The organism is Bradyrhizobium sp. BWC-3-1 (assembly GCF_032917965.1).
GTDB classification, from domain to species: domain Bacteria; phylum Pseudomonadota; class Alphaproteobacteria; order Rhizobiales; family Xanthobacteraceae; genus Bradyrhizobium; species Bradyrhizobium canariense_D.
Window position 1 is genome coordinate 8,250,829 of the sequence record NZ_CP136625.1, and the last position, 22,511, is coordinate 8,273,339.

Annotated in this window: 12 protein-coding genes; 4 read left to right on the top strand and 8 right to left on the bottom strand. The window is 63.1% G+C overall.

What is annotated here, in order from left to right:
* Positions 1-108 precede the first annotated feature (108 nt).
* Both RX329_RS39535 and RX329_RS39540 read right to left on the bottom strand, forming a co-directional pair.
* The gene (locus tag RX329_RS39535) at positions 109-2,340 is read right to left on the bottom strand and encodes a CHASE2 domain-containing protein (protein WP_018457599.1); all 2,232 of its coding nucleotides are present in this window, start codon (positions 2,338-2,340) and stop codon (positions 109-111) included.
* A 79-nt stretch (positions 2,341-2,419) separates the two neighbouring features.
* Complete coding sequence (locus tag RX329_RS39540; protein WP_410706265.1) at positions 2,420-10,306, bottom strand: VCBS domain-containing protein; 7,887 nt, start codon at positions 10,304-10,306, stop codon at positions 2,420-2,422.
* A gap of 620 nt (positions 10,307-10,926) precedes the next feature.
* Here RX329_RS39540 and RX329_RS39545 point away from each other — a divergent pair.
* A complete protein-coding gene (locus tag RX329_RS39545) occupies positions 10,927-11,658 on the top strand; it encodes a transglutaminase-like cysteine peptidase (RefSeq protein WP_085349301.1) in 732 nt (243 codons plus the stop codon).
* A 100-nt stretch (positions 11,659-11,758) separates the two neighbouring features.
* The gene (locus RX329_RS39550) at positions 11,759-12,883 is read left to right on the top strand and encodes a lysozyme inhibitor LprI family protein (RefSeq protein WP_085349300.1); all 1,125 of its coding nucleotides are present in this window, start codon (positions 11,759-11,761) and stop codon (positions 12,881-12,883) included.
* A 156-nt stretch (positions 12,884-13,039) separates the two neighbouring features.
* Here RX329_RS39550 and RX329_RS39555 read toward each other — a convergent pair whose 3' ends face one another.
* The 6 genes from RX329_RS39555 to RX329_RS39580 form a co-directional block, all read right to left on the bottom strand.
* A complete protein-coding gene (locus RX329_RS39555; RefSeq protein ID WP_026233521.1) occupies positions 13,040-14,239 on the bottom strand; it encodes an ABC transporter substrate-binding protein in 1,200 nt (399 codons plus the stop codon).
* Positions 14,240-14,318: 79 nt separating this feature from the next.
* A complete protein-coding gene (locus tag RX329_RS39560) occupies positions 14,319-16,157 on the bottom strand; it encodes an AMP-dependent synthetase/ligase (protein WP_085358029.1) in 1,839 nt (612 codons plus the stop codon).
* A gap of 138 nt (positions 16,158-16,295) precedes the next feature.
* Entirely contained in the window at positions 16,296-17,084 is a 789-nt protein-coding gene (locus tag RX329_RS39565; RefSeq protein WP_085358059.1) for an ABC transporter ATP-binding protein, read from the bottom strand.
* 4 nt (positions 17,085-17,088) lie between these two features.
* Positions 17,089-17,847: an ABC transporter ATP-binding protein gene (locus tag RX329_RS39570; RefSeq protein WP_018458187.1), complete on the bottom strand. Its 759-nt coding sequence runs from the start codon at positions 17,845-17,847 to the stop codon at positions 17,089-17,091.
* Positions 17,844-18,995: a branched-chain amino acid ABC transporter permease gene (locus RX329_RS39575; RefSeq protein ID WP_018458186.1), complete on the bottom strand. Its 1,152-nt coding sequence runs from the start codon at positions 18,993-18,995 to the stop codon at positions 17,844-17,846. The genes RX329_RS39570 and RX329_RS39575 overlap by 4 nt, the downstream gene beginning before the upstream one ends.
* 4 nt (positions 18,996-18,999) lie before the next feature.
* Positions 19,000-19,875: a branched-chain amino acid ABC transporter permease gene (locus tag RX329_RS39580; RefSeq protein WP_018458185.1), complete on the bottom strand. Its 876-nt coding sequence runs from the start codon at positions 19,873-19,875 to the stop codon at positions 19,000-19,002.
* A 263-nt stretch (positions 19,876-20,138) separates the two neighbouring features.
* Between RX329_RS39580 and RX329_RS39585 the strand changes: the two genes are divergently transcribed.
* Together RX329_RS39585 and RX329_RS39590 are read left to right on the top strand one after the other, a co-directional pair.
* Positions 20,139-20,888: an ABC transporter ATP-binding protein gene (locus tag RX329_RS39585; protein ID WP_085383890.1), complete on the top strand. Its 750-nt coding sequence runs from the start codon at positions 20,139-20,141 to the stop codon at positions 20,886-20,888.
* Positions 20,885-22,411, top strand: coding sequence for a hypothetical protein (locus RX329_RS39590; protein WP_018458183.1), 1,527 nt, complete (start codon positions 20,885-20,887; stop codon positions 22,409-22,411). Before RX329_RS39585 ends, RX329_RS39590 begins: the two co-directional genes overlap by 4 nt.
* Positions 22,412-22,511 lie beyond the last annotated feature (100 nt).

Below are 22,511 nucleotides of genomic sequence, written 5' to 3' on the forward strand. Positions count from 1 at the left end.
CGGCAACGACAGCCAACTCCGATCTGGCGTACAGCTTCTGCTGCGGAGTATGGGTCCCGGCCTGCGCCGGGACGACACCGAGGGTTTAGCCGCTAGCAAGCGCCTCCCTTATTTCGTCAGCAGCGCATAGGCCCCGGTCCAACCTTCCGGCGGTGGATTGACCTGGAATTCCTTGATGCGCACTTCATAGAGCTTGAACAGCTTTTCCAGCGTGTCGGCATCCTCGCTCCTGCGGCCGCGGTCGATCGCGTCCAGCGCGCCCTGCCAGTCGCGGCTGCGATAGCAGGCGAGCATTTCGATGGTGACGTTGCGCAGCCGCTGGAAGGCGCCTGAAAGCATCACATCCTCGCGGCCGGCGATGGCATAGATCACCTCCGGCTCGGTCTTGCCCTTGACCATGATGAAGTCGAGTTCGAGGATCGCGAACTTGTCCTTGGCCGCGAGCGCGGTGCGCGAGCCAACGATAATGGGAAAGCCGTATTCCTTCGACTGGCCTTCCAGGCGCGAGGCCAGGTTGACGCTGTCGCCGAGCACCGAATAGTTCTTCTTCAGGTCGGAGCCCATGTTGCCGACGACGCCGATGCCGGTGTTGAGACCGATACCGACATTGAGCGGGATGTAGACGTGACCGCCATCAATGGCCTCCTGCTCGCGGTCCTTGTTGACCGCGTCGATCTTCTCCAACATCTGGATCGCGGCCTCACAGGCGTTGACCTCGTGCTCGGCATCGTCGAGCGGCGCATTCCAGAACGCCATGATGGCGTCGCCCATATATTTGTCGATATAGCCCTTCTGATCGATGATCACGTCGGTCAGCGGAGTCAGGAAGCGGTTCATCAGCGCGATCAGGCCCTGCGGATCGTGCTTGTAGGTTTCCGATATGGTGGTGAAGCCGCGCACGTCGGAGAACATGATCGTCATTTCGCGCTCCTCGCCGCCGAGGACGAGTTTTTCCGGTGACTGCGCGAGTTGCTCGACCAGCACCGGCGACATGTATTGCGCGAACATGCCGCGGATCTGCACGCGCTGGCGCTGCTCGCGCACGAAGCTGGCGAAGATTAGCGTCAGATAGATCGCGGTGGTCGAGAGCAGCGGATAAGTGAAGTCGATGAGATAGCGGTGCTGCGCATAGAAGAACCAGGACACTCCGATCAGGATAGCGGCGAAGGTCGCGCCGGCAAGCACGAGGCGAACTGGTCCGAGGTTCGGCGTGAAGATGATGACGAGCAAGCCGATGACGAGCGCGGCGAGCAGCTCGACGCCGAGCGCATAGTTCGGCTGGGAGATCACCGCGCCGCTCAGCACGCTCTCCAGCACCTGGGCGTGGATCTCGACGCCGGGCATGGTCGAGGACACCGGCGTGGTCTTGATGTCGTTGAGCCCAACCGCCGAGGTGCCGATCAGCACCAGCTTGCCGGCGATCTTGTTAGGCGGCACCGTATTGTCGAGCACGTCGGCGGCCGAGACGTAGATCGAGGGATCCTGGCGAGCGTAATGCACCCAGAGCTGACCGTTCCTGTCGGTTGGGATCTCCACGCCCTTGAGACGCACGGCCCGCACGCCGGTCTTGTCGGTCCGAACCAGCAAGGTCGGCGTGCCCGTGACGACACGCAAAATCTCGAGGCTGAGCGAGGGCATGACCATGCCTTGGGCGCGCATGATCATTGGCACGCGCCGGATCAGGCCGTCGCGCTCGGTCTTGATCGAGAACAGGCCGCGGCCGGCCGCGACCTTCTCGATCTCGGGCACGTTGCGCAACAGCCCGGGAAATTCGAACAGGAAGCGCTCAGCGCCCTCCTCGCCGACCGTTGCGACGCCAGTGAAGGGCAGCGACTTGTCGACCTCGGACGAAATCGCCCGCTGCCCGGTCTCGCCCAGGATCACGCGCGAGCGCTTGATCGCTTCGGAGAGGATCTGGTCGTTGCTCGGCAGCTCGCGCAGCTTGGCGCGGGTGGCGTCGTCCAGGTAGCGCATCTGGCTCGCGACCAGATCCGGGTTGAGCCGGTCGGCCTCCGAGAACACGACGTCGAAGCCGATCGCCACCGCGCCGTGATTGGTGAGGTTCTGGATCATGTCGGCGATCCGCGTCCGCGGCCACGGCCACTGGCCGAGCTTGGCGAGGCTCTTGTCGTCGATGTCGACGATGGTGACCGGCCGCGCCGTCTTGTGGCGCGGATCGATCAATTGAAACATGTCGAAGGTGCGCAGCCGCAGTTCCTGGATCGGAGGCGGATCCCAGAGCCGAGCGCCGGCAAATACGACCAGCAGCGCAAGGCACATCAGCCGCGCAAACCCGAACTTGCGCGCAAACCACCGCCGCAGGATCTTGAGACGTTTCATGGTGGCTGGATATCACGCTTTGGCGGTGAACGGCAGCGTGGATCGGGCCTGCCGACGATCGCGGCCCATCATGCAGCAATCAGGCATGGACGATGAAGTCGCTCGCCTGGAGGTGGGCGACACCCTTCAGAAGGATGGTGTCCGAAGCGTTGATCGTGATCAGGGTGTCAGCGGAGTTGGTCGGCGAAGCCGCCACGTGCTGCGCCATCCATGCCCCAAAATCGCTGGCGGTCACGACTGCCGACAAGTCGATATGGTCCTGACCGGGCGTGAAATTGGTGATCGTATCGTTGTTGGAACTGGCGGCGAACACGAACTGGTCCTGATGGCCTGTCCCGATGAAGTCATCTTGCCCGGCCGTGCCAAAGAGCAGGCTAACCGTATTGCTTGCGTTGTGACTGTCGGCCACGGTGAGCGTGACCGTCTGTATGGCCGCACCTTCACTTGCATCAGTGTAGGTCACGGTCTGCAGCGCGGAATTGATATGCGCCAAGGTATCTGACGTCGACGCCGGACTCAAATTGCTACCCGAGCCGGAGGCAACGAGCGTGAAGGTTTCATTGGCAGCCGCATCGGAGTCGGTGGCCGAGATACCGTGCACAGTGACTTGAGCGCCGTCATGCGTGAGGCTGATCTGGTTGACGTCCATTACCGGCGCATCGTTCGCGCCGTCCACGTCCACCGTGAGTATCGCAGTGCCGGTCGCGCCATGCGCGTCCGTCGTCTGGACCGTAAACGTATCCGCGAAGGGCCCTTCTTGCAACGCGTTGATCGCAGCCGCTTCGGGAACGTAGGTGTAGCTGCCGTCAGAGTGGACCGTCAGCGCGCCGTAGTGTCCTGGAGCCGTCCCGCAACTATCCGCATTCTGGACAGAATAGGTCAGCGTCACCGTCTCGTCGGCATCGGCGTCGGTGCCCGCGAGATTTCCGGTGAGATTGGAGAAGGTGTCGGTCGCCGCCGTGTCCGTAAGCTTGCCGAGGTTGAGAGCGGACAGCGTTGGCACGTCGTTGGCGCCCGCCAGGTCCACCGTGTATATCGCCGTGGAGGCGGCGCCATGTGCATCCGTGACCTGGACCGTGAAACTGTCGGAATAGTGCAAGCAGCCCGGCAGCGCGTTAATCGAAGCCGCATCGGGAACGTAGGTGTAGGTGCCGTTCGTGTTGAGCGCCAGCGCGCCATAGTGACCCGTGACCTCTCCGACTGCCTGGTGATCTGCGTTCAGCAAGGTGTAGGTCAGCGTATCGCCGGAGTCGGCATCGGTCCCGACCACCTGTCCGGTGAGGTCAGAGAAATTATCCGCTGCGCACGTATCGGTGAGCTGCCCGATGCTACCATCGGTCAACACCGGAGCGTCGTTGGCGCCTGTTACGGCAGCCGTGAATGATGCCGTGCCGACAGCACCTTGCGCGTCCGTGGTCTGAATCGTGAAGACGTCCGAACAAGGGCCTTCCGAAAGCGCGTTGATCGAAGCCGCATCGGGAACGTAGGTGTAGGTGCCGTTCGCGTTGACCGTCAGCGAGCCGTACAGGCCAGCCGTCGTCCCATGACTATCCGCGTTCAGAACGGCATAGGTCAGCCCCGCCGTCTCGCCATGGTCGGCGTCGGTTCCGACCAGCGTTCCCGTGACGTCCGAGAAGCTGTCGGCGGCGGAGGTATCGACGAGCGGATCCGTAGTGACCGCGGCCAAGGTCGGCGCGTCGTTCTTGCCTGTGATCGTGACCGTGACGTCGGTTGTGGCGGTCTCGCCGTAATCGTCCGTGCTCGTGATGGTAGAAACCACCTTCGCGGTCTGGTCCTTGGCGAGGAAGTCCAGCGCGCCGTCGGCGATCGAATAGCTCCAGGTGACGATGCCATTGTTCAGCCCGGCCTGCGGCAGAAGCGTCAGCCCGCTCTTGAGCGCCGCGATCTCGTCAAGCGAGAGCGACGAGGTGAGGTTAGTGCTGTGATCGGCGCCAAGCGAGGTCACGTCCTGGCCGGTGATCTGTGCCGACGGCAGGTCGGTCAGGTCGATGTCGGTGAAGTCAATCGCGCCGGTCGCAGGCGTTGAGGTATCGGAGGTGGCGAAGTCGCCGGTGGCGTCCGCCTGCTCGGAGACGCCCCCCGCCAGCACGCCGCCGGCGGTGAAGGCCGGGGCGTGGTCATCGGTCATCGTGATCAGCGTGTGGCCAGTGCCGTCGTCGCTCCCGGCGAAATGGGCATTGCTGTAGTCGGCGCCGGCCAGGTTCAGGCTGATGTGATTGCCGTCCGCATCGGTCACCGTCAGCACGCCGCCGGTCGCGGGATTGGAGTTTGCAACATAGACCGCGCTGGTGCCGAGCCCGTATTTGATCGTCGACAGGTCGATCGTGTCGTTCGCGGACAGCTCCGCGATCGATCCGCCGAACGTATCCGTATCGATCTCAACCGCGGCGCCGTCGCCCGCGAGGTTGATCGTCTGCGCGACCGTGCCTTCGAGCTTCAGCAGCGCACCGGCATCGACGGTGACCGAGCCCGTGCCGGTCAGCAAGCCGAACAGCGACAGCTCGCCATCATGGACCTCGATGCTGCCGGTATTGCTGATGGTGCCCGAGATCGACGCCGTGCCCCAGCTGTCGATGTGGCTGTGATTGACGAGTCCAGGCCCACCCAGGGAGATCGAGGCGCCGTTGAGGAGATCGATGACACCGTCATTGACGATCGACGACGCATTGCCGAAGACGCTCGTGCCGGCGACCGTCCAGGTGCCGCCGGACTCGTTATTGAAGGTCGCGCTGGCGACCGAGATATTGCCGTTGATGTGGCCGGTGTTGTTGATCGTGAGGCTGCCACCGATCTCGATGATCGCATCGGTCGCGGAGGTCACGCTCGAAGCGGCGGGCGGCCCGATGGTGCCGGAATTGTTGATCACCGAACCGGTCGTATCCTGCTGGATGTGGATCGCCGCATTGCCACCGGCGCCCACGATGGAGCCGGAATTGACGATGTGGATCGAACCGGTCGCGCCCGAAAACTCCAGCGTCGCGCCAACATCGACGATTACCTTGCCTGAACCGGCGATGCCGCCCGCAAGGTCGAGAATGCCGCTCTGGACCTCGATGATGCCGGTGTTGGTGACGCTGCCCGTGACCGTATCGACGCCGGCGCTGTAGAGATTGCCGGCATTGCTCAGGCTGCCGCCGTTGATCGAAACGTCGGTCAGATAGAGCTTCGAGGTGCCGTCGACCGTGATCGACCCAGCACTGCTGTTGCTAACGGTGAGATTTGCCAGCTTCAGCGTGCCGTGGTTGACCGCCTCAAGAGCCGCGGTGTTGGAGATATCCTCACCGGAGACGTCGAGCACGCCGCCCTTCGCCTGAATGAGATTGTGATTGGTGATGGCGTGAAGCGTGGCGGGATCAATCGTCAGCGTACCGCTGGTGACCGTGATCGTGCCGGTGTTGGTAATGTCGGCATTGTCGATGGCGCTGGTGCCGGTCGATTCCAGCGTACCGGCAATCGTCACCGTGCCGCCGTCGATGGTCGCGCCCTGAAGATCGAGTGTCGAGCCGGACTCGACCGAGACACTACCGCTGCCGGTGTCGGTCACCGTCATCCCGATCAGCTTCAGTGTCCCATGATTGATCGCCGCCAGCGTGCCGGTGTTTGCGATGGCTTCGCCGTTGATGTCGAGCTCGGCGCCATTGGCCCTGAGGATGCCGCCATTCGCGATCGAGCTTGCGGAGGTCGTCGCCAGCAGCGTCAACGCGCCCAGGGTTGCCTCGATCAGATAGTTGTTCGAGATGTTGGCGTCGGTAATCGCAGTTGTGCCGGTCGAATTCAGCGTGCCCGAAACGGTGAGCGCGCCGCCTGTCAGGCTCGCACCGTTCAATGTCAGCTTGCTGCCTGCATCGACCTTGACCGTGCCATGATTGGCGATTGCGGTGCCCGCAACTATCACGTCATCCAGCGTCAGGATGACGCCGCTCTCGACCGTCACGGCAGTGGTGCTCAGCGTCGCCGATTGATCGATCTTGCTGGCGCCGGTGACATCGATCGTGCCGAGACCGTTGATCGTACCACCGCTGATCGTCGCGCCGTTAACTGTCAGCTTGCCGTTGGCATCGACCGTGACGTTACCGGCATTCGCGACCGTCGAGCCCTGGTCGATCGTCAGCGCGCCATTCGTCAGCACCTCGATCGTGCCGGTGCTCGCATTCGTGATCGTCTCGTGGTCCAGCGCGTTGCCGGTGCCGCTGACCTTCAACGCCGCGTTGTTGTTCAGGATGCCGCCGCTCAGCACCGCAGCGCCGGTCAAATCGATCTCGCCATTGCCGGTGACCGTGCCGGTGCCGTTGATCGTCGCCCCGTTGACCGTCAGCTTGCCGTTGGCATCGACCGTGACGTTACCGGCATTCGCAACCGTCGAGCCCTGGTCGATCGTCAGCGCACCGTTCGCCAGCACTTCGATCGTACCGGTGCTCGCGTTCGTGACCGTCTCGTGGTCCAGCGCGTTGCCGGTGCCGCTGACCTTGAAGGCCGCGTTGTTGTTCAGGATGCCACCGCTCAGCACCGCAGCGCCGGTCAAATCGATCTCGCCATTGCCGGTGACCGTGCCGGTGCCGTTGATCGTCGCCCCGTTGACCGTCAGCTTGCCGTTGGCATCGACCGTGACGTTACCGGCATTCGCAACCGTCGAGCCCTGGTCGATCGTCAGCGCACCGTTCGCCAGCACTTCGATCGTACCGGTGCTCGCGTTCGTGATTGTTCCATGGTCTAGCGCGTTACCCGTGCCGCTGACCTTGAAGGCCGCGTTGTTGTTCAGGATGCCGCCGCTCAGCACCGCAGCGCCGGTCAAATCGATCTCGCCATTGCCCGTGACAGTCCCGGTACCGCTGATCGTGGCGCCGTTAACTGTCAGCTTGCCAGCGGAATCGATCGTGACGTTGCCGGCATTCGCGACAGTCGAGCCCTGGTCGATCGTCAGCGTGCCGTTCGCCAGCACCTCGATCGTGCCGGTGCTCGCATTCGTGATCGTCTCATGGTCGAGCGCATTACCGGTGCCGCTGACCTTGAAGGCCGCATTGTTGTTCAGGATGCCGCCGCTCAGAACCGCGCCGCCGGTCAGATCGATCTCGCCATTGCTGATGACCGTGCCGGCACCATTGATCGTGGCGCCGTTGACCGTCAGCTTGCCGGTGGCGTCCACCGTGACGTTGCCGGTGTTGGCGACGCCGGAGCCCTGGTCGATCGTCAGCCAGCCATTCGCCAGCACCTTGATCGTGCCGCCGGATGTGTTTGCGACGGTCTCGTGGGCGAAATCCGCCGTGCCCTTGATGTTGACCGCCCCTGAATTGTTCAGCGTGCCGTTCTTGAGGACGCTGCTGCCGTCGAGTTCCAGCGTGCCGGCGATGGTGACCGTGCCGCCGCTGATGGTGGCGGTGTCGACGATCAGCGTCGTGCCGGCATCGGCCTTCAGCGTGCCGCCGGCATTGTTAATTCCGGCGAGCGTCTTCAGCGTGCCGCCGAACAGCTCGATCGTGCCGGAATTGGTGATTGTGGTGCCGTTGGCGAAATCGCCGCCGCCCTTGAGCGTCAGGTAGCCGGCATTGGTGAGGACGCTGCTGTCCAGGAACTCAGCCTTGCCACCAACCGAGATCGTGCTTGCCGTGAAATTGGTGAGCTTCGAATCGGCCTTGAGGCTGATCTCGCCCGCAATCGTCAACGCACTCTTGTTGATGACTTCCGGCGCCTTGTGGCCGACCGCGGTGTCGTAGTCGTTCATCGTGATCGACTTGGCGTAGGCTGCCGTGTCGATCGTCACCGGATAGGACGGCGTCAGCCCATGCAGCTGGTCGGTGATGACGATGACGTCGTCATTGATGGTCGGGACCGTGCCGGTTGCCCAGTTGGCCGCATCCTTCCAGAAGCCGCCGGAGGGAGCACCGGGCTTATCGGTCGCGATCCACACCACGGCGGGAGCGTCGGTGCCGGTGATCGTGACGGTGATGGTCTGCTGCGAGGTGGCGCCTTGCGCGTCCTTGAGCGTTACGGTGTAAACCAGCGTCAGCACCTCACCCTTGGGGATGAAGTCGGCGAGATAGACCGGCAGGTCAGCCAGCGACCAGTTGATGGTGCCGGTGCCGTCTCCGGTGCTATCGGCGCCCGCCGCGATCGCGACCGACATCGCGCTCTGGAACGCCGCAAGCGGCCCCGGCGGAACGGTGCCGTCAGGCAGGGTCGCGCTGGTCAACGCCACCGACACCGTATGCTTGTCGGTGAGATCGACGTCGTCGAAGCTCAGCGTGCCCGACGTGGGAACATCGCTGGTGAGCGGGCCACCCGGCACGCTGGTGCCGCCTTCGAAGATGATGGTCGGAACGCTGGTGGTGATCACCGGCTTGTCGTTGGTGCCGGTGATCGTGATGGTGATGTCGATGGTCGACGTTTCGGGATTGACCGAGAAATTATTGTTGACGCGGACCTTGTAGGTCAGCGTCAACGTTTCGCCCGCCGCGAGGAAGTCGAAGACGTGGTCGGGAATCGTGTAGGTCCAGACCGCCGAGCCGTTGTTGTTGTTACCGGCGGCTGCGGCCACGCTGAGCTGGATCTGCGTTGCCGCGATGTCCTGCTTCTGGAGTGCAGAGAGCGCGCCGGTGACATCCTGCTGGCCGGCGTTCTTGTAGACAAAGTTCGGCGCATCGCCGAGGTCTATGCTCACCGTCGGCAGATCGGCCAGGTTTTGATCGACGAAGGTGATGCGACCGGAGATGGTATCGTAATGAGTTGTGTCGCCGGTCGTGCCCGCGCGCTCGATCATCTCGAACGCCGTCTTCACATTGCCGTTGAGATCGAGGCTTTGACGAACGGGCGGGCCGGGAATGCGGGTGCTGGTCGACGGATTATGGCCGGTCCCCTGCGATGCCGGCTCAGGGAGATGCGTAAAGGTCGCGGTCGCGGTGGCACCGGTATCCGTCTTGATGAAGACAATGTTGCCGGTCTGCGTGATCGAGTCGGTGAAGTTCTGGGTCAGCTTGGTGTTGCTGTTGTTGTCCGTGAACTTCAGCGTGAACACGTCCGTGATCAGCTTCTGGATGTCCGGCGACATCAGCGCATTGGAGATCGAGACGTTGCCGCCGCTGATCTGGATCATCTGGCCGGCCTGGTTGACCGTCGCGATCGGCAGCAGCGTGACCTTGTCGAACAGGATGTAGGAGCCCGTCGTGCCGTTCGGCTCGACCAGCACCTGGAAGCTTGCCTGCGGCTGCGGATCGCCGCCGCCAGCGGGAACGACGAAGTTGATCTGGCTCAGCACCGCCGTACCGCGGATGCCCATGGTGGCGACCGGCGTGTCGACCTTCATGTCGCCGTGCTTAGCGGTCTCACCGGCAACGAAAGTGATGGTGCCTGCGACCAGACTGAGCAGAGAGGAATTGTTCGACCCGTTGGGGTCGTAGACCATATCGTTCAGCACCATCCGCGCATTGGAGGACAGGCCGAACACCGTGCCGTCGATGAACGTAATGCCGAGCGTCGAGTCGCCGCCGGTCGAGACCACGTCGCCCTTCTCGACGTTGTCGCCATTGTTCAGGATGACGGAGACGCCGTTACGGACCGCGGTCGCGCTGCCGGAGAGCTTGGTGACGTGGCCGATGACCTGCGCGGCGGCAATGCCTGAGGCGGCCTGCGCGTATTGCACATGGCCGGTGAGTGCGTTGACGACGTCGCCGGTGAGGTGCGCGCCGTCGGGCGAGGCGATCGCCGCGCGCTTGTCGCCCCTGAAATAATCGTGAACGACGAAATCGTGCCCATCATGGGACAGCACGAGATCGAGACCGGCGCGCTTGAAATCGCCGTTGAAGATCAGGTTCGGGTCGGGAACCACGAATGCGCCATCGGGCACGTGGCCGTGTGCCTTCGCAGTAAAGGAATCGACATGGCCATCGGCGGGCGATCGGGAACCCAAGCCGTCCAAGGAAATCGCGGCGTCAAATTTGCCAGCGTAATTCAATCCGGGCACCAAAAAAGGAGTTAAAATCTAAGTAAGTATCGCTCGCCTAAACTTGCATATCATTACCAAGTCCTTAGCGAAACCACCTATTGCTTGTGTGATTTCGCATCACCAAGCGGTCGATGCTCTCGGACGGCTGGGCACCTGCAGGGAAGCCAAAGTAATCTTTCAAATACTCATAAGTAAAGTAGCGCTTATTTTCGCTCATTTTCAGTAACCTCATGTATTCTATTGCAGAAATCTGGCAATAGATACTTCTGTCATCTTTTGTTCGTGGTGCCCCGCACGACCCTGCGGCAAATACGGGGCCAAATCTGTGATCCAGCTAACAGAACTCGCGAAATAGCCAACCGTTAGCCATAGGGCGCAGAATCAGTTTCACGACAACTTCTGCCTGCAATTGGTCCCTCTTCGCGGCAACCGCCGCCCTCCTAGCCGGCGAATCGTAAAATTTTACGCAATATGAGCAGGCCCGTTTCAGCCTGTTGCCCGGTTTTGGGACCCCAGCCGGGCGCGTTAAGCAGAACAAAACCGCCCGCCTCGCACTATCTCCGCGAAAGCAACAAAGCCCGGCACGTGCAGGTCGAGGGGGACCTGGCGAAGCCGGAAGGGGATGTCAGATGGAGACCGCTGCTCGTTCGCGCGCTTGGCGCGCTATCCTTGTGCTGTGCGGATTGATCCTACTCGGATCGGCCGCCGAGCTTCGCGCTGGCACGCTACTATCGCCGGGAGCCGGCGTCCTCGTGCGCAAATCCGCCGAGCCGTTCGGCGTGTTCGCCTTCGCCATCTCAGCCGGCAGCCTGCAAGAGAAATGGCTCGCGCTGAGGTCCAGGCTCGACGATGACATGGTGCAGCTCGCGCTGTGCGACGGCGACCGGAACAATTGCGCTTCGCCCGCTGCGCTGAAACTGCTCGCGATCGTCGACCAGGCCCGCAGCCGTGACGGCCGCGCCCGGCTGGGCGAAACCAATCGCGCCATCAACCTCGGCATCCGCGCCGCCGATGACGGTTCTGAGGACGTCTGGAGCTCGCCGCTCGCGACCTTCGCGCGTGGCGCCGGGGATTGCGAGGACTATGCCATTGCCAAGCTCGCCGCTCTTAAGCTCGCGGGCATTGCCGCCGAAGATATCCGCATCGTCGTGGTGCGCGACCTCAGGGCCGGCGAAGAGCATGCGATTGCCGCTGCACGGCTCGACGGCCACTGGCTGATGCTCGACAACCGTCGCATGGCAATGGTCGAGGACGACGCTGCACGTAGCTACCAGCCGCTGTTCGTGCTCTACCAGTCGGCCGTGTTGAAATATGTCGACGAGCCCGTGCGGTTCTCGATGATCGCCGCCGAGGCGCGTTGATCTTGTTGTAGCCCGGTAAAAAGTACGCTTACCCCACAAAGCCATTTCGCCGCGCGATTCGGGACGCTAGCATGCCCGCGGCTATGCGGGGGCGACTGGAATGCGGTTCATCGTGCTGACTATGCTTGCGCTGCTGGCCTTGCCGGCGGCTCCAGGCTTCGCGCAATCCAGCCCGTCCGACCGCTCCGTCGCCGACAGGCTGCCGCTGTTTGCCAAGAACAACTGCCAGCAGATCCGCGATCCCGGCAATCAATTGTTCTGCGGTGATGCCGAGCTTGCCGCCGCCGCCGAGAAGCTGAGCACGGGAATCGAGGCGCGGCTTGCCCGCCTGCCCGATCGCCTGCCTGGGATCGAGGAGAACGCGATCTGGATCCGCCAGCGCAATCTCGGTTGCGGCATCGTCGGCCAGACCGCGATCCGCGCCGAAGATTTCGACCGGGTGAAGGCATGTCTTCTCAAGGTGACCGATGAGCGCGCAGCGATCGTACGCGATCCGGATTTCGACTGTCTCGCCGCCAACACCGCCGCGGGCGCGCTGATCTGTGCGGACCCGTCGCTGGCGCTGGCCGAGACTGAGTTGAACAGCCAGGTTCTCGGCCTGATCGGCAAGCTCGATCCGACCGCGGCGCGCTTTGCCTTCGCCGAATACGGCCGGTGGACGCGGGAGCGCGATCGCAAATGCAATCTGGTTGGCAAGGAGAACGTGCCGCTCGGGGAACTCGAGTCCGCGGAGGACTGTCTCGCCGGCTATCTGAAGCACAAGGCTGACGAGATTGGCACGGCGAAAGGCGATCCGAAGAAGGTGTTCGGCCGGCAGGTCGCAGCCCACTCGCCCGACACCGATGCCGTCGATTTCTGCGCCGCGCGAATCCACGCGGCCAATTCCTGCGGCAACTTCCTCCGCATCAACCGCGTCTACGCACTCGACAGCCAGGTGGGCGAGCAGGAGGCGCAGGTCACGGGCGAGATCGAGATGGCCGTGCTGGCGCCCTTCGCCACCTGCAGCAAGATCGCCACGACCTGTACGGGCACCTGCTGGGATGCCAGAACGGGTCGTCCGCAGCCCGGCGTCGGCAACAAGGAGCGCTCCACGGACGCCTTCAACGTCACACGCCGCCTGCGGATCCAGCGCACGTTTGCATTTGTCAAAGCCGCCGATGGCTGGCGCTGCCGGGAAGACGAACTGGCCCCGGTGAATTCAGGCACCGCGGGTGGAGGATCGTAGGGCTGTGTGCTCTCCCTCTCCCGCTCTTCGCAGGGAGAGGGTTGGGGTGAGGGGCTGCTTCAGCGAATCCGGTGACAGACTCTTGGGAGAGCCCCCTCACCCGGATTTGCTGCGCAAATTCCCGCCTCTCCCCGCATGCGGGAAGAGGCGAAGAAATCAAAACATCAGATTGTCCTTCACCAGAACCCAGCGGCCGCCCTTGACCTGCTGCACCTGGGTGATGGTGTTGGCGAGGTGGTCGGTCTTGGAGAATTTGGTCGGCGGCGAGTTGAAGATGTCGAGGAACTTGTCGCCCGATTCCAGCGCGTCCAGCATCTTCTGGCCGGTCAGATCCTTGCCCGCCTTGTTGGCGTAAAACGCGAACGTCATCACCGCATTGTAGCCAATGATGGCCTGCGTGTTGGCATCGGTGCTGAACATCTTCTTGTAGTTGACCAGCCAGTCCTTCACCTTGCCCTTCGCGGTGTCCTCATAGGGAATCTCGAAGCCGGACGCAGCATAGAGGCCTTCGACCGCCTCCTTGCCGAGCATGGGCACCTCCATCACGTTGGTCGGCGTCGCGCCGAGAAAGGTGACCTCCCAGCCGAGCTTCTTGGCTTCCGTCATCGCGCCGATGGGCTCACGGAGCACAGCGCCGAGCACAACGAGGTCGCAGCTGTCGGACTTCATCTTGGCGATCTGCGCGCTGAAGTCGGAGGCACCGCGCTTGTAGCTCGTGATCGAGGCCGGCTGCACCTTCATGGCAGTAAGCTGCTGGTTGAAGCCGTCGAGCACGTTCTTCCCGTACTCGTCGTCCTGATGCATGATGCAGGGTTTCTTGAAGTTCTTCCACTCCATCATGTATTTCAGCGCCGCCCGCGTACTCTCGACATAGGGCAGCAGATTGTTGAACTTCAGCCGCTCCTGCGGCTTGGCGGGATCGAACTTGAACGTGAACTCCGCCGCCGTCAGCGGGAAGAGCTGAAGCACGCCGGCGTCGAGCAGGATATCCTGCGCCGCCAGCACGGTCGGCGAGCCCATTGGCCCCACCATCGCGAAGATCTTGTCGCGCTCGATCAGCTTCTGCGACGCGAGCACGGCCTTCTTCGGATCGTAGCCGCTGTCCTCGACGACAAGCCGAATCTTTCGCCCCTGGACGCCGCCGGCGGCGTTGATCTCCTCGACCGCCATCTTCATGCCGTTCGAGACTGGCACACCCCAGCCCTTGATCGGCCCCGACAGATCCTGATGGGTGCCGATGACGATCTCGGAGGCCGAGATGCCCTCATTGGTGACCTTGGTCTGCGCCGCGGCAGGCAGACAGGTGAGCACCACCGCGCCTGCCGCAAAGCCGAACGTTTTCAACGATCTCGACATTGAAGTCTCCTCTCCTTGGGGCCCTTATGATGCGAAGGGTGGGGCCTTCACTCCTTCGCTGTTATTCAAATAAGATTGTTCAAGCCACCGCCCGCGCCGGATACATCGCGTCGATCTCGGCGGCATAACGCTTGTTCACGAAGCCGCGCTTCAGCTTCATGGTTGGCGTCAGCTCTTCGTCCTCCGGGGTGAGCTGGCGTTCGATCAGATAGAATCTCTTGATGGTCTCGACGCGGGCGAAATTGGCATTGACCGTTTCGATTTCGCGCCAGATCAGGTCCTGGATCTCCGCCGCGCGGCACAGGCTGGCATAATTGGTGAAGGGGATGTCGTGGTCCTGCGCGAATTTCTCGACATTCTCCTGGTCGATCATCACGAGGCAGGTGAGGTATGGCCGCTTGTCGCCGATCACCACGGAATCCGAGATGTAGGGCGAGAATTTCAGTTGATTCTCGATCTCGGACGGCGTGATGTTCTTGCCCCCGGAGGTGATGATGATGTCCTTCATCCGGTCGGTGATGCGGACGAAGCCCTCATTGTCGATGGTGCCGACGTCGCCGGTATGCAGCCAACCGCGATGGTCGATGGTCTCGGCTGTCCTCTCCGGCTGGTTCAGGTAGCCCATGAACAGGAAGTCGCCCCTGATCAGGATTTCCCCCTCGGGTGACAGCGCGACTTCGCCCCAGGAAACCGCCTTGCCTACCGAGCCGAGCTTGATCCGCTCCGCCGGCATCATGGTGGCGACCCCGCAATTCTCGGTCTGGCCGTAGACCTCGTGAATGTCGATGCCGAGCGCGAGATACCAGCGGATCAGCTCCGGCGCGATTGGCGCCGCGCCGGTGAAGGCGATGCGGCAACGGTCGAGCCCGATCATGCGTCGGATGTTGCGGAAGACGAGCCGGTAAGCGATGCCGTTGGCGAGCCGCAACGGCAGCGGCGGCGGCTTGCCTTCAATCCTGCAATCGACCATGCGATAGCCGATGTCGATGGCGCGGCGGTAGACCCATTGCTGCAACGGCGTCGCATCCTTCAGCGCGATGGTGATGGCGGAATAGAATTTCTCCCAGATCCGCGGCACCGCGAGGAAGATGGTCGGCTGCACCTCGCGCAGATTGTCCGGCACAGTCTCCGGACTCTCGGCAAAATTCATCACCGAGCCAAGCGCGACCGAGATGTAATAGCCGCCGATCCGTTCGGCGACGTGGCAAAGCGGCAGGAAGATCAGCCGGTCCTCGTTCTCGCGCGCCGGAATGAAATCGTTGGCGTGCCGCATCTGGTGCGTGACGCTACGGTTGGCGTGCATGGCGCCCTTGGGCGGACCCGTGGTGCCGGATGTATAGACGAGGACCGCGAGATCGCTTGCGCTACGACTGTCGACCATCTCCTGCCACAGCGCCTCGCGGCCGGCCATGTGGTTGCGCCCGAGCGCGCGAAACTCGTCGAGCGACATCACCATCTCATCGGAGAAGCCGCTGAGGCCCTCCATGTCGAACACGATGATCCTTCGCAGAGACGGGCAGCGTGCGCGACAGGCCAGGATCTTGTCGAGTTGCTCCTCGTCCTCGGCGAAGATCACCTTCGTCCGGGAATCGTTGACGAGATATTCGACCTGGGATGAGGCATCGGTCGGATAGATCCCGGAAGAGACGCCGCCGGCGCACAGAATGCCCATGTCGACATGGACCCATTCCGGCACGGCGTTGGCGATGATGGAAGCAACGTCGCCGGGCCTGACGCCGATGGCATGCAGCGCGTAGGCGACCTCCTTCGAGATCTCCAGCCATTCGCGCCAGCTGGTCGGCTGCCAGATCCCGAATTTCTTCTCGCGTATAGCCGGCCTGTCGCCCCGCGTCTCCGCGGCGCGCAAAAAGCTTTTCGCGATCGTGTCAGCGACCGTCAGCACCGCCGGTCGGGCCATGCACGTCTCCTCCCTGTCGCGTTCCCCTCCGCTGCCTGCCTTGCCGGCGGTCTATATTGGCGGATGGGCATTGGTATTTAAGGCTTTTTCTAACGCCAAGTCTTCCCTTAACGCCAAGTCTTCCCCTAACGTCTTCCTCTAACGCCAAGTCTTCTTCTTTTTCCAGCGCCGCTCGCCTCGTGCGCCCGCTTCCTTGGCGCCAAGATAGAATTCCTGGATGTCCTTCGAATGCATCAAACGGTCGCAGCTGTCGTTCATCACGATCCGGCCGATCTCCAGTACATAGCCATAATGCGCCGTCTCCAGCGCCACCTTGGCGTTCTGCTCGACCAGCAGGATCGACATGCCCTGCTCCTCATTGACGCGACGGATGATCGCGAAGATTTCCTTCACCAGGATCGGCGACAGCCCGAGCGAGGGCTCGTCGAGCAGCAACAGCGTCGGCCGGTTCATCAACGCGCGGCCGATCGCGAGCATCTGCTGCTCGCCGCCGGAGAGCTGTCCGGCCGGCTGGTTGATGCGCTCCTTCAGCCGCGGGAAATAGCCGTAGACGCGCCCCAGATCGTCCGCAACGCCGTTACGATCCTTGCGCGGATAGGCCCCCATCATCAGGTTCTCGCGCACGGACAGGAACGGGAACACCTCGCGTCCCTCCGGCACGTGGCTGAGGCCCAGCCGCACGATCCTGTCCGCCTCCATGCGCTGGATCGACTTGCCCATGAACTCGATGGCGCCCTTCTGCGGATCGAGAATGCCCGAGATCGTCTTCAGCACCGTCGTCTTGCCGGCGCCGTTGGCGCCCAGCAGCGTGACGATGCGGCCGCGCGGCACTTCGAGCGACATGCCGCGGATCGCCATGATCGGCCCGTAATAGCTCTCGATGTTGGAGAGTTTCAGGATGATATCTGGTGTCGCCACGGCATCCATCGCGTCAGGCTCCCAGATAGGCGGCGACGACATCGGGGTGCTGCTGCACTTCGGCCGGCGAGCCCATCGCCAGCACCCGGCCGTAGTTCAGGGCGATGACGCGGTCGGAGACGCGGTTGACCAGCGACATGTCGTGCTCGACCATGAGCACGGTGACGCCGAGCTCGCTCTTCAGGTCGCGGATCCAGAACGACATGTCGTCGGTCTCCTCCACGTTGAGACCGGAGGACGGCTCGTCGAGCAGGATCAGCTTCGGTTCCGAGCACAGCGCGCGCGCCAGCTCGATCACCTTGCGCACGCCGTAAGGCAGACCCGAGATCAGCTTGTCGCGGTAGGGCTCGAGATCGAGGAATTCGATGACCTGTTCGACCCTGCGGCGATGCACCTTCTCGTCGGCGCGCACGCCCGGCAGGAACAACAGCTCCTGCCAAAGCTGCGTGGTCGAATGCCGGTGGCGGCCGACCAACAGGTTCGACAACACCGTCGCATTCTCGAACAGTTCGATGTTCTGGAACGTGCGGGCGATGCCGAGCCTTGCGATGTCGTGGGGCGGCTGCTCCGTGATGTCCTGGTCCTCGAAGAAGATGCGACCCGAGGTCGGGCGGTAGATCCGCGAAATCAGGTTGAAAATCGAGCTCTTGCCGGCACCGTTGGGCCCGATGATCGAGAGGATCTCGCCCTTCTCGACCGCGAACGACACCGCATCGACGGCCTTCAGCCCACCGAAATGCAGGGACAAGTTCTCGGCGCGAAAATAGCTCATCGGTTGCGCTCCGACTTCACGTAGATCTTCTGCCGCTTGAAGGTGGCGCGCTTATAGAGCGGGAACAGCTGGAAGAAGAGTTTGATCTTGAGCCAGCGGCCGTAAAGCCCGAGCGGCTCGAATAGCACGAACAATACGATGATGATGCCGTAGATCGCGCCTTTCAGGCCGTTGAGCGAGGCAAAGGCCGCGACCTTGGACTGGACATTGGCTGCGGCTTGCGTGCCCGCTCCGAAGGTCGCTGCAATGCCGGCGATGATGCCGGGCATGTCGTCCTTGAGGTAGGTCAGGAACGGATCGATCATCACGATGAAGATCGCCCCCAGCACCGCGCCGTGCAGGCTGAAGGTGCCGCCGATCAGGATCACGATGATGAACTCGATCGAGAGCTGGAGCGTGAACATCTCCGGCGAGATGAAGGAGAGCTTGTGCGCGAACAACACGCCGGCGAAGCCGGTGATCGCCGCGGAGATCGCAAAGGACTTCACCTTGTACAGCGCGACATTGACGCCCATGCTGCGCGCCGCGGTCTCGCTGTCGCGGATCGCGACGAAGGCGCGCCCGGTGGGCGAACGCAGCAGATTGAGCGTACCGACGATGGTCAGCACCAGCACGGCGAGGCAGAGGAAATAGAAAGTGGGGCTGTCGCGCGGCACCGCAACGCCGAGCAGCGACAGCGTCTTCACCCGCATGCCCTCGTTGCCGTGGGTCACGCTCTCCCAACGCGCCAGGATCTCCTCGACGATCAAGGCGAAGGAGATAGTGGCGATGACGAGGTAGATGCCCTGGAGCCGCAGCGCGGGAAAGCCGACCAACGCGCCAATGCAACCGGACAGAAGGCCTGCGGCGAGGAAGTAGACCGGGAACGGCACGTTGTACGTCTGCAAGTACGCCGCCGTGTAGGCGCCGATCGCGAGGAACGCCGCGTGCCCGAGCGAGGCCTGCCCGGTGAAACCGGTCAGGATCAGCAGCGCCACGCCGACGGTCGCATAGATGCAGACGAAGACGAGCTGGCTCATCAGATAGCTGGAGAGCACATAGGGCGCGATCAGCAGCACGGCCAGCAGGAGACCGTATGAGACGTAATAGCCCGAATGCGGAAACAGCCTGATGTCGTCCTCGTAGTCGGTCTTGAACAGGAAGCGCATGCGTTCAGACCTTCTTGCGGACGTGAAGGCCGAACAGGCCTTCGGGCTTGAGCAAGAGCACGGCGAGCAGCACGATGTAGGGCGCGACGTCCTTCCAGCCCTCGGCCAGATAGAAGCCCGCCATGCTCTCGATGACGCCGATCAGGACGCCGCCGACCACGGCGCCGGGGATCGAGCCGAAGCCGCCGAGCACGGCGGCCGGAAACGCCTTGAGGCCGAGCACGAGGCCGACATTGGAATGGATGAAGGTGATCGGCGCCAGCAGCACGCCGGCGCAGGTCGCGACCGCCGCGCTGATCGCCCAGACGATCGACACCACGCGCTTGACCGGAATGCCCATGTAATAGGCCGCGAGCATGTTCTCGGAACTGGCGCGCATCGCAGTGCCGAGCGTGGTCTTGTTGAAGAACAGATAGAGCAGCGTGCACAGGATCATGGTCGCCGCGATCACCGAGAGCTTGTCGTAGGCGAGCACCAGCGGGCCGATGCGCAGCACGCCCTGGCTAAACGGCGTCTCGATCTTCAGATCATCGGTCCCCCAGATCATGCCTGCGATCGAGCGCAGGAAATAGCCGAGCCCGATGGTGGCCATGATGATGGAGAATTGCGGATAGCCGAGGATCGGCCGCACCACCACGCGCTCGGCCAGCATGCCGAACAGCGCCATCGCCGCCACCGCACCGGCAAAGCCGATCCAGTAGTTCAGCCCCATCATGCCGATGAAGGTGAAGGCAAAGAAGCCGCCCAGCATCATCAAATCGCCCTGGGCGAAATTGACGACCTCGGTGGCCTTGTAGACAAGCACGAAGCCGAGCGCGATCAGGCCGTAGACGCAGCCGAGCGCAACACCGCTGACCAGCTGCTGAACGAAATCCAGCATCGTCGCGCATCCTCCCGATACAACCGGCGGTTCTTCCTGACCGCCTTGCCGCATCTTGTGTTCAGTCGCTACGCAGTCGTTTCGCTGCGTTCGCGCCATTCGTCCCTTCACCAATTCAGCCTGAACCGCCAAGCGCTGTCAACAAACGGTGACTTGCCATTAGTCCAATCCGGATGACGGAATTTGCGGCAGCGCGATTCACGGTGCCGAAACATCTTCGGGGCATGGTCGCGAGCGATGCAAAACCGCAAGGTGTGGCCGTGATGAAGCGGGACGACTCGGCGCTCGAAGTCATGGGGTTAACGAAGTGTTTTGACCGTCTGGCGGTCGATAACCTCGATCTCACCATCCATGCCGGCGAATTCTATGCGCTGGTCGGCCCCAACGGCGCCGGCAAGACCACCACTTTGCGCATGGTTGCAGGCCTTTTGCGGCCCGATGCCGGCTCGGTCTCCATCTTCGGCATCGATGCGCTCCAAAACCCCGTCGCCGCCAAGCAGGTGATGGCGTGGGTCTCCGACGAGCCCATGATCTATGACAAGCTCACGCCGCTCGAATATCTCGAGTTCGTAGCCGGTCTGTGGGGCATCGCACCATCGGCCTCGGAACCGGTCGCCACGGAGCTCCTGAACTCGCTCGGGCTCGAGCTGCACCGGCACGAACGCTGCGAGGGCTTTTCCAAGGGCATGCGCCAGAAGGTCGCCCTCGCCGGCGCCCTGGTGCACGATCCCCGCCTCATCATCCTCGACGAGCCGCTGACGGGACTGGACGCCGTCTCCGCCCGCCATGTCAAGGGACTCCTGAGCGAGCGCGTCCGCGCCGGCTGCACCGTCATCATGACCACGCATATCCTCGAGGTCGCCGAACGCATGGCCGACCGCATCGGCGTGATCGCAGCCGGCCGCCTGGTTGCCGAGGGCACGCTGACTGAGCTCCGGCAGCAAAACGGGCACGCCGATACCAGCCTGGAAGATCTCTTCATCGCGCTGGTGACCCTCCAGGAAGCCGCATGAGCTCGGCCACCGCGCTGTCCTGGTTCGCCCGCCACGAGCTCCGGCTCGCCTGGCGCGAATGGCTTGCCATGATGACCGGCGGGCGGCGCAATCGAACGCGTGCCGCGGTGATCGGCCTGCTGTTCTTCGCGGCGCTGCTGCACGTCCCGGCCTGGGCGGTGATCGGCCGCTTCGCCGACCTGCAATTGCCGCTCGACAAATCCTCGCTGATCGTGATTTCGGCGACAATTTTTCTGGCCTGGACGCTGATGCTGTCACAGGCGATCGAATCGGTGACGCGGGTGTTCTACGCACGCGCCGATCTCGACCTCATCATGTCCTCACCCGCGACGCTGGCCAATCTGTTCTCGGTGCGCATCGCCGCGATCGCGCTCGCCATCACGGTGATGGCACTGCTGTTCTCGACACCCTTCATCGACGTGCTGGTGTTCGGGGGCGGCGCGCGCTGGCTTGCTGCGTTCGGCGTCGTCGTCGCGATGGGCCTGTCGGCCGCAGCGATCGCGATCGCCGTCACCATCCTGCTGTTCCGCCTGATCGGTCCGGCGCGGACACGGTTCGTCGCCCAGATCCTCGCCGCCATCATCGGCGCCGGCTTCGTGATCGCGCTCCAGGTGGCGGCGATCATGTCCTACGGCACGCTGTCGCGCTTCACCATCCTGACCTCGGGTAGCTTGGCCGCTTACGCGCCCGATGCCGACAGCATCTGGTGGTGGCCGGCGCGGGCGGCGATGGGGGACGCCGAAGCGCTGCTGCTGCTCCTGGCGCTCGGCCTCGTGCTGCTCGGAGGCGTCATGGCGATCTTCTCGGGCCGCTTTGCGGACACGGCGATCGATGCCGCCGCCTATGGCGCGTCCGGCCGTCGCAGCGCGAAGGAGCGCCCGTTCCGCGGCGGATCGCGGCAGCATGCCCTACGGCGCAAGGAATTTTCGCTGCTCTGGCGCGATCCCTGGCTGATCTCGCAGACGCTGATGCAGCTGCTCTATCTGGTGCCGCCGGCATTGCTGCTCTGGCGCAACTTTGCCGACAGCTCCGCGGCGCTGACGCTGATCACGCCCGTCATCGTCATGGCGGCGGGACAACTCGCCGGCGGGCTTGCCTGGCTGACGCTCTCGGGCGAGGACGCGCCCGACCTGGTTGCGACCGCGCCATTGCCGCCGTCCAGCGTCATCCGCGCCAAGATAGAGGTGGTGCTGATCGCGATCGGCGTCATCTTCTGCCCGCTGATCGCGGCGCTCGCTTTCGCCTCGGCGTTCCAGGCCGCGGTCAGCGCCGGTGCGGTCATCGTCAGTGCGGCCTCCGCCACCGCAATCCAGCTCTGGTTCCGGGTGCAAGCCCGGCGCAGCCAATTCCGCCGCCGCCAGACCTCGTCGCGGCTTGCGACCTTTGCCGAGGCGTTCTCCTCGATCGGCTGGGCTGCCAGCGCCGCGCTGGTGCTCACGCTGCCCATCGTCGGCCTCGTCAGCAGCCTGATCACCGCGAGCCTCGTCGCCCTCACCTGGAAGTTCAGCCCGCGGCGGGAGTAGTAAAGGCGCGAATCATAGGGCGGGCGTGACGGTGCGACACTGACGCGCTATTGATCGCGCACTGTTGGCCACGCGCTGCATTGCAAGCTAGACTTTCCCC

Coding starts and splice junctions, on each gene's coding strand:
- RX329_RS39575 (WP_018458186.1), bottom strand. CDS start 18,995: ATGCGCTTCCTGTTCAAGACCGACTACGAGGACGACATCAGGCTGTTT.
- RX329_RS39570 (WP_018458187.1), bottom strand. CDS start 17,847: ATGAGCTATTTTCGCGCCGAGAACTTGTCCCTGCATTTCGGTGGGCTG.
- RX329_RS39580 (WP_018458185.1), bottom strand. CDS start 19,875: ATGCTGGATTTCGTTCAGCAGCTGGTCAGCGGTGTTGCGCTCGGCTGC.
- RX329_RS39555 (WP_026233521.1), bottom strand. CDS start 14,239: ATGTCGAGATCGTTGAAAACGTTCGGCTTTGCGGCAGGCGCGGTGGTG.
- RX329_RS39545 (WP_085349301.1), top strand. CDS start 10,927: ATGGAGACCGCTGCTCGTTCGCGCGCTTGGCGCGCTATCCTTGTGCTG.
- RX329_RS39560 (WP_085358029.1), bottom strand. CDS start 16,157: ATGGCCCGACCGGCGGTGCTGACGGTCGCTGACACGATCGCGAAAAGC.
- RX329_RS39535 (WP_018457599.1), bottom strand. CDS start 2,340: ATGAAACGTCTCAAGATCCTGCGGCGGTGGTTTGCGCGCAAGTTCGGG.
- RX329_RS39565 (WP_085358059.1), bottom strand. CDS start 17,084: ATGGATGCCGTGGCGACACCAGATATCATCCTGAAACTCTCCAACATC.
- RX329_RS39550 (WP_085349300.1), top strand. CDS start 11,759: ATGCGGTTCATCGTGCTGACTATGCTTGCGCTGCTGGCCTTGCCGGCG.
- RX329_RS39590 (WP_018458183.1), top strand. CDS start 20,885: ATGAGCTCGGCCACCGCGCTGTCCTGGTTCGCCCGCCACGAGCTCCGG.
- RX329_RS39585 (WP_085383890.1), top strand. CDS start 20,139: ATGAAGCGGGACGACTCGGCGCTCGAAGTCATGGGGTTAACGAAGTGT.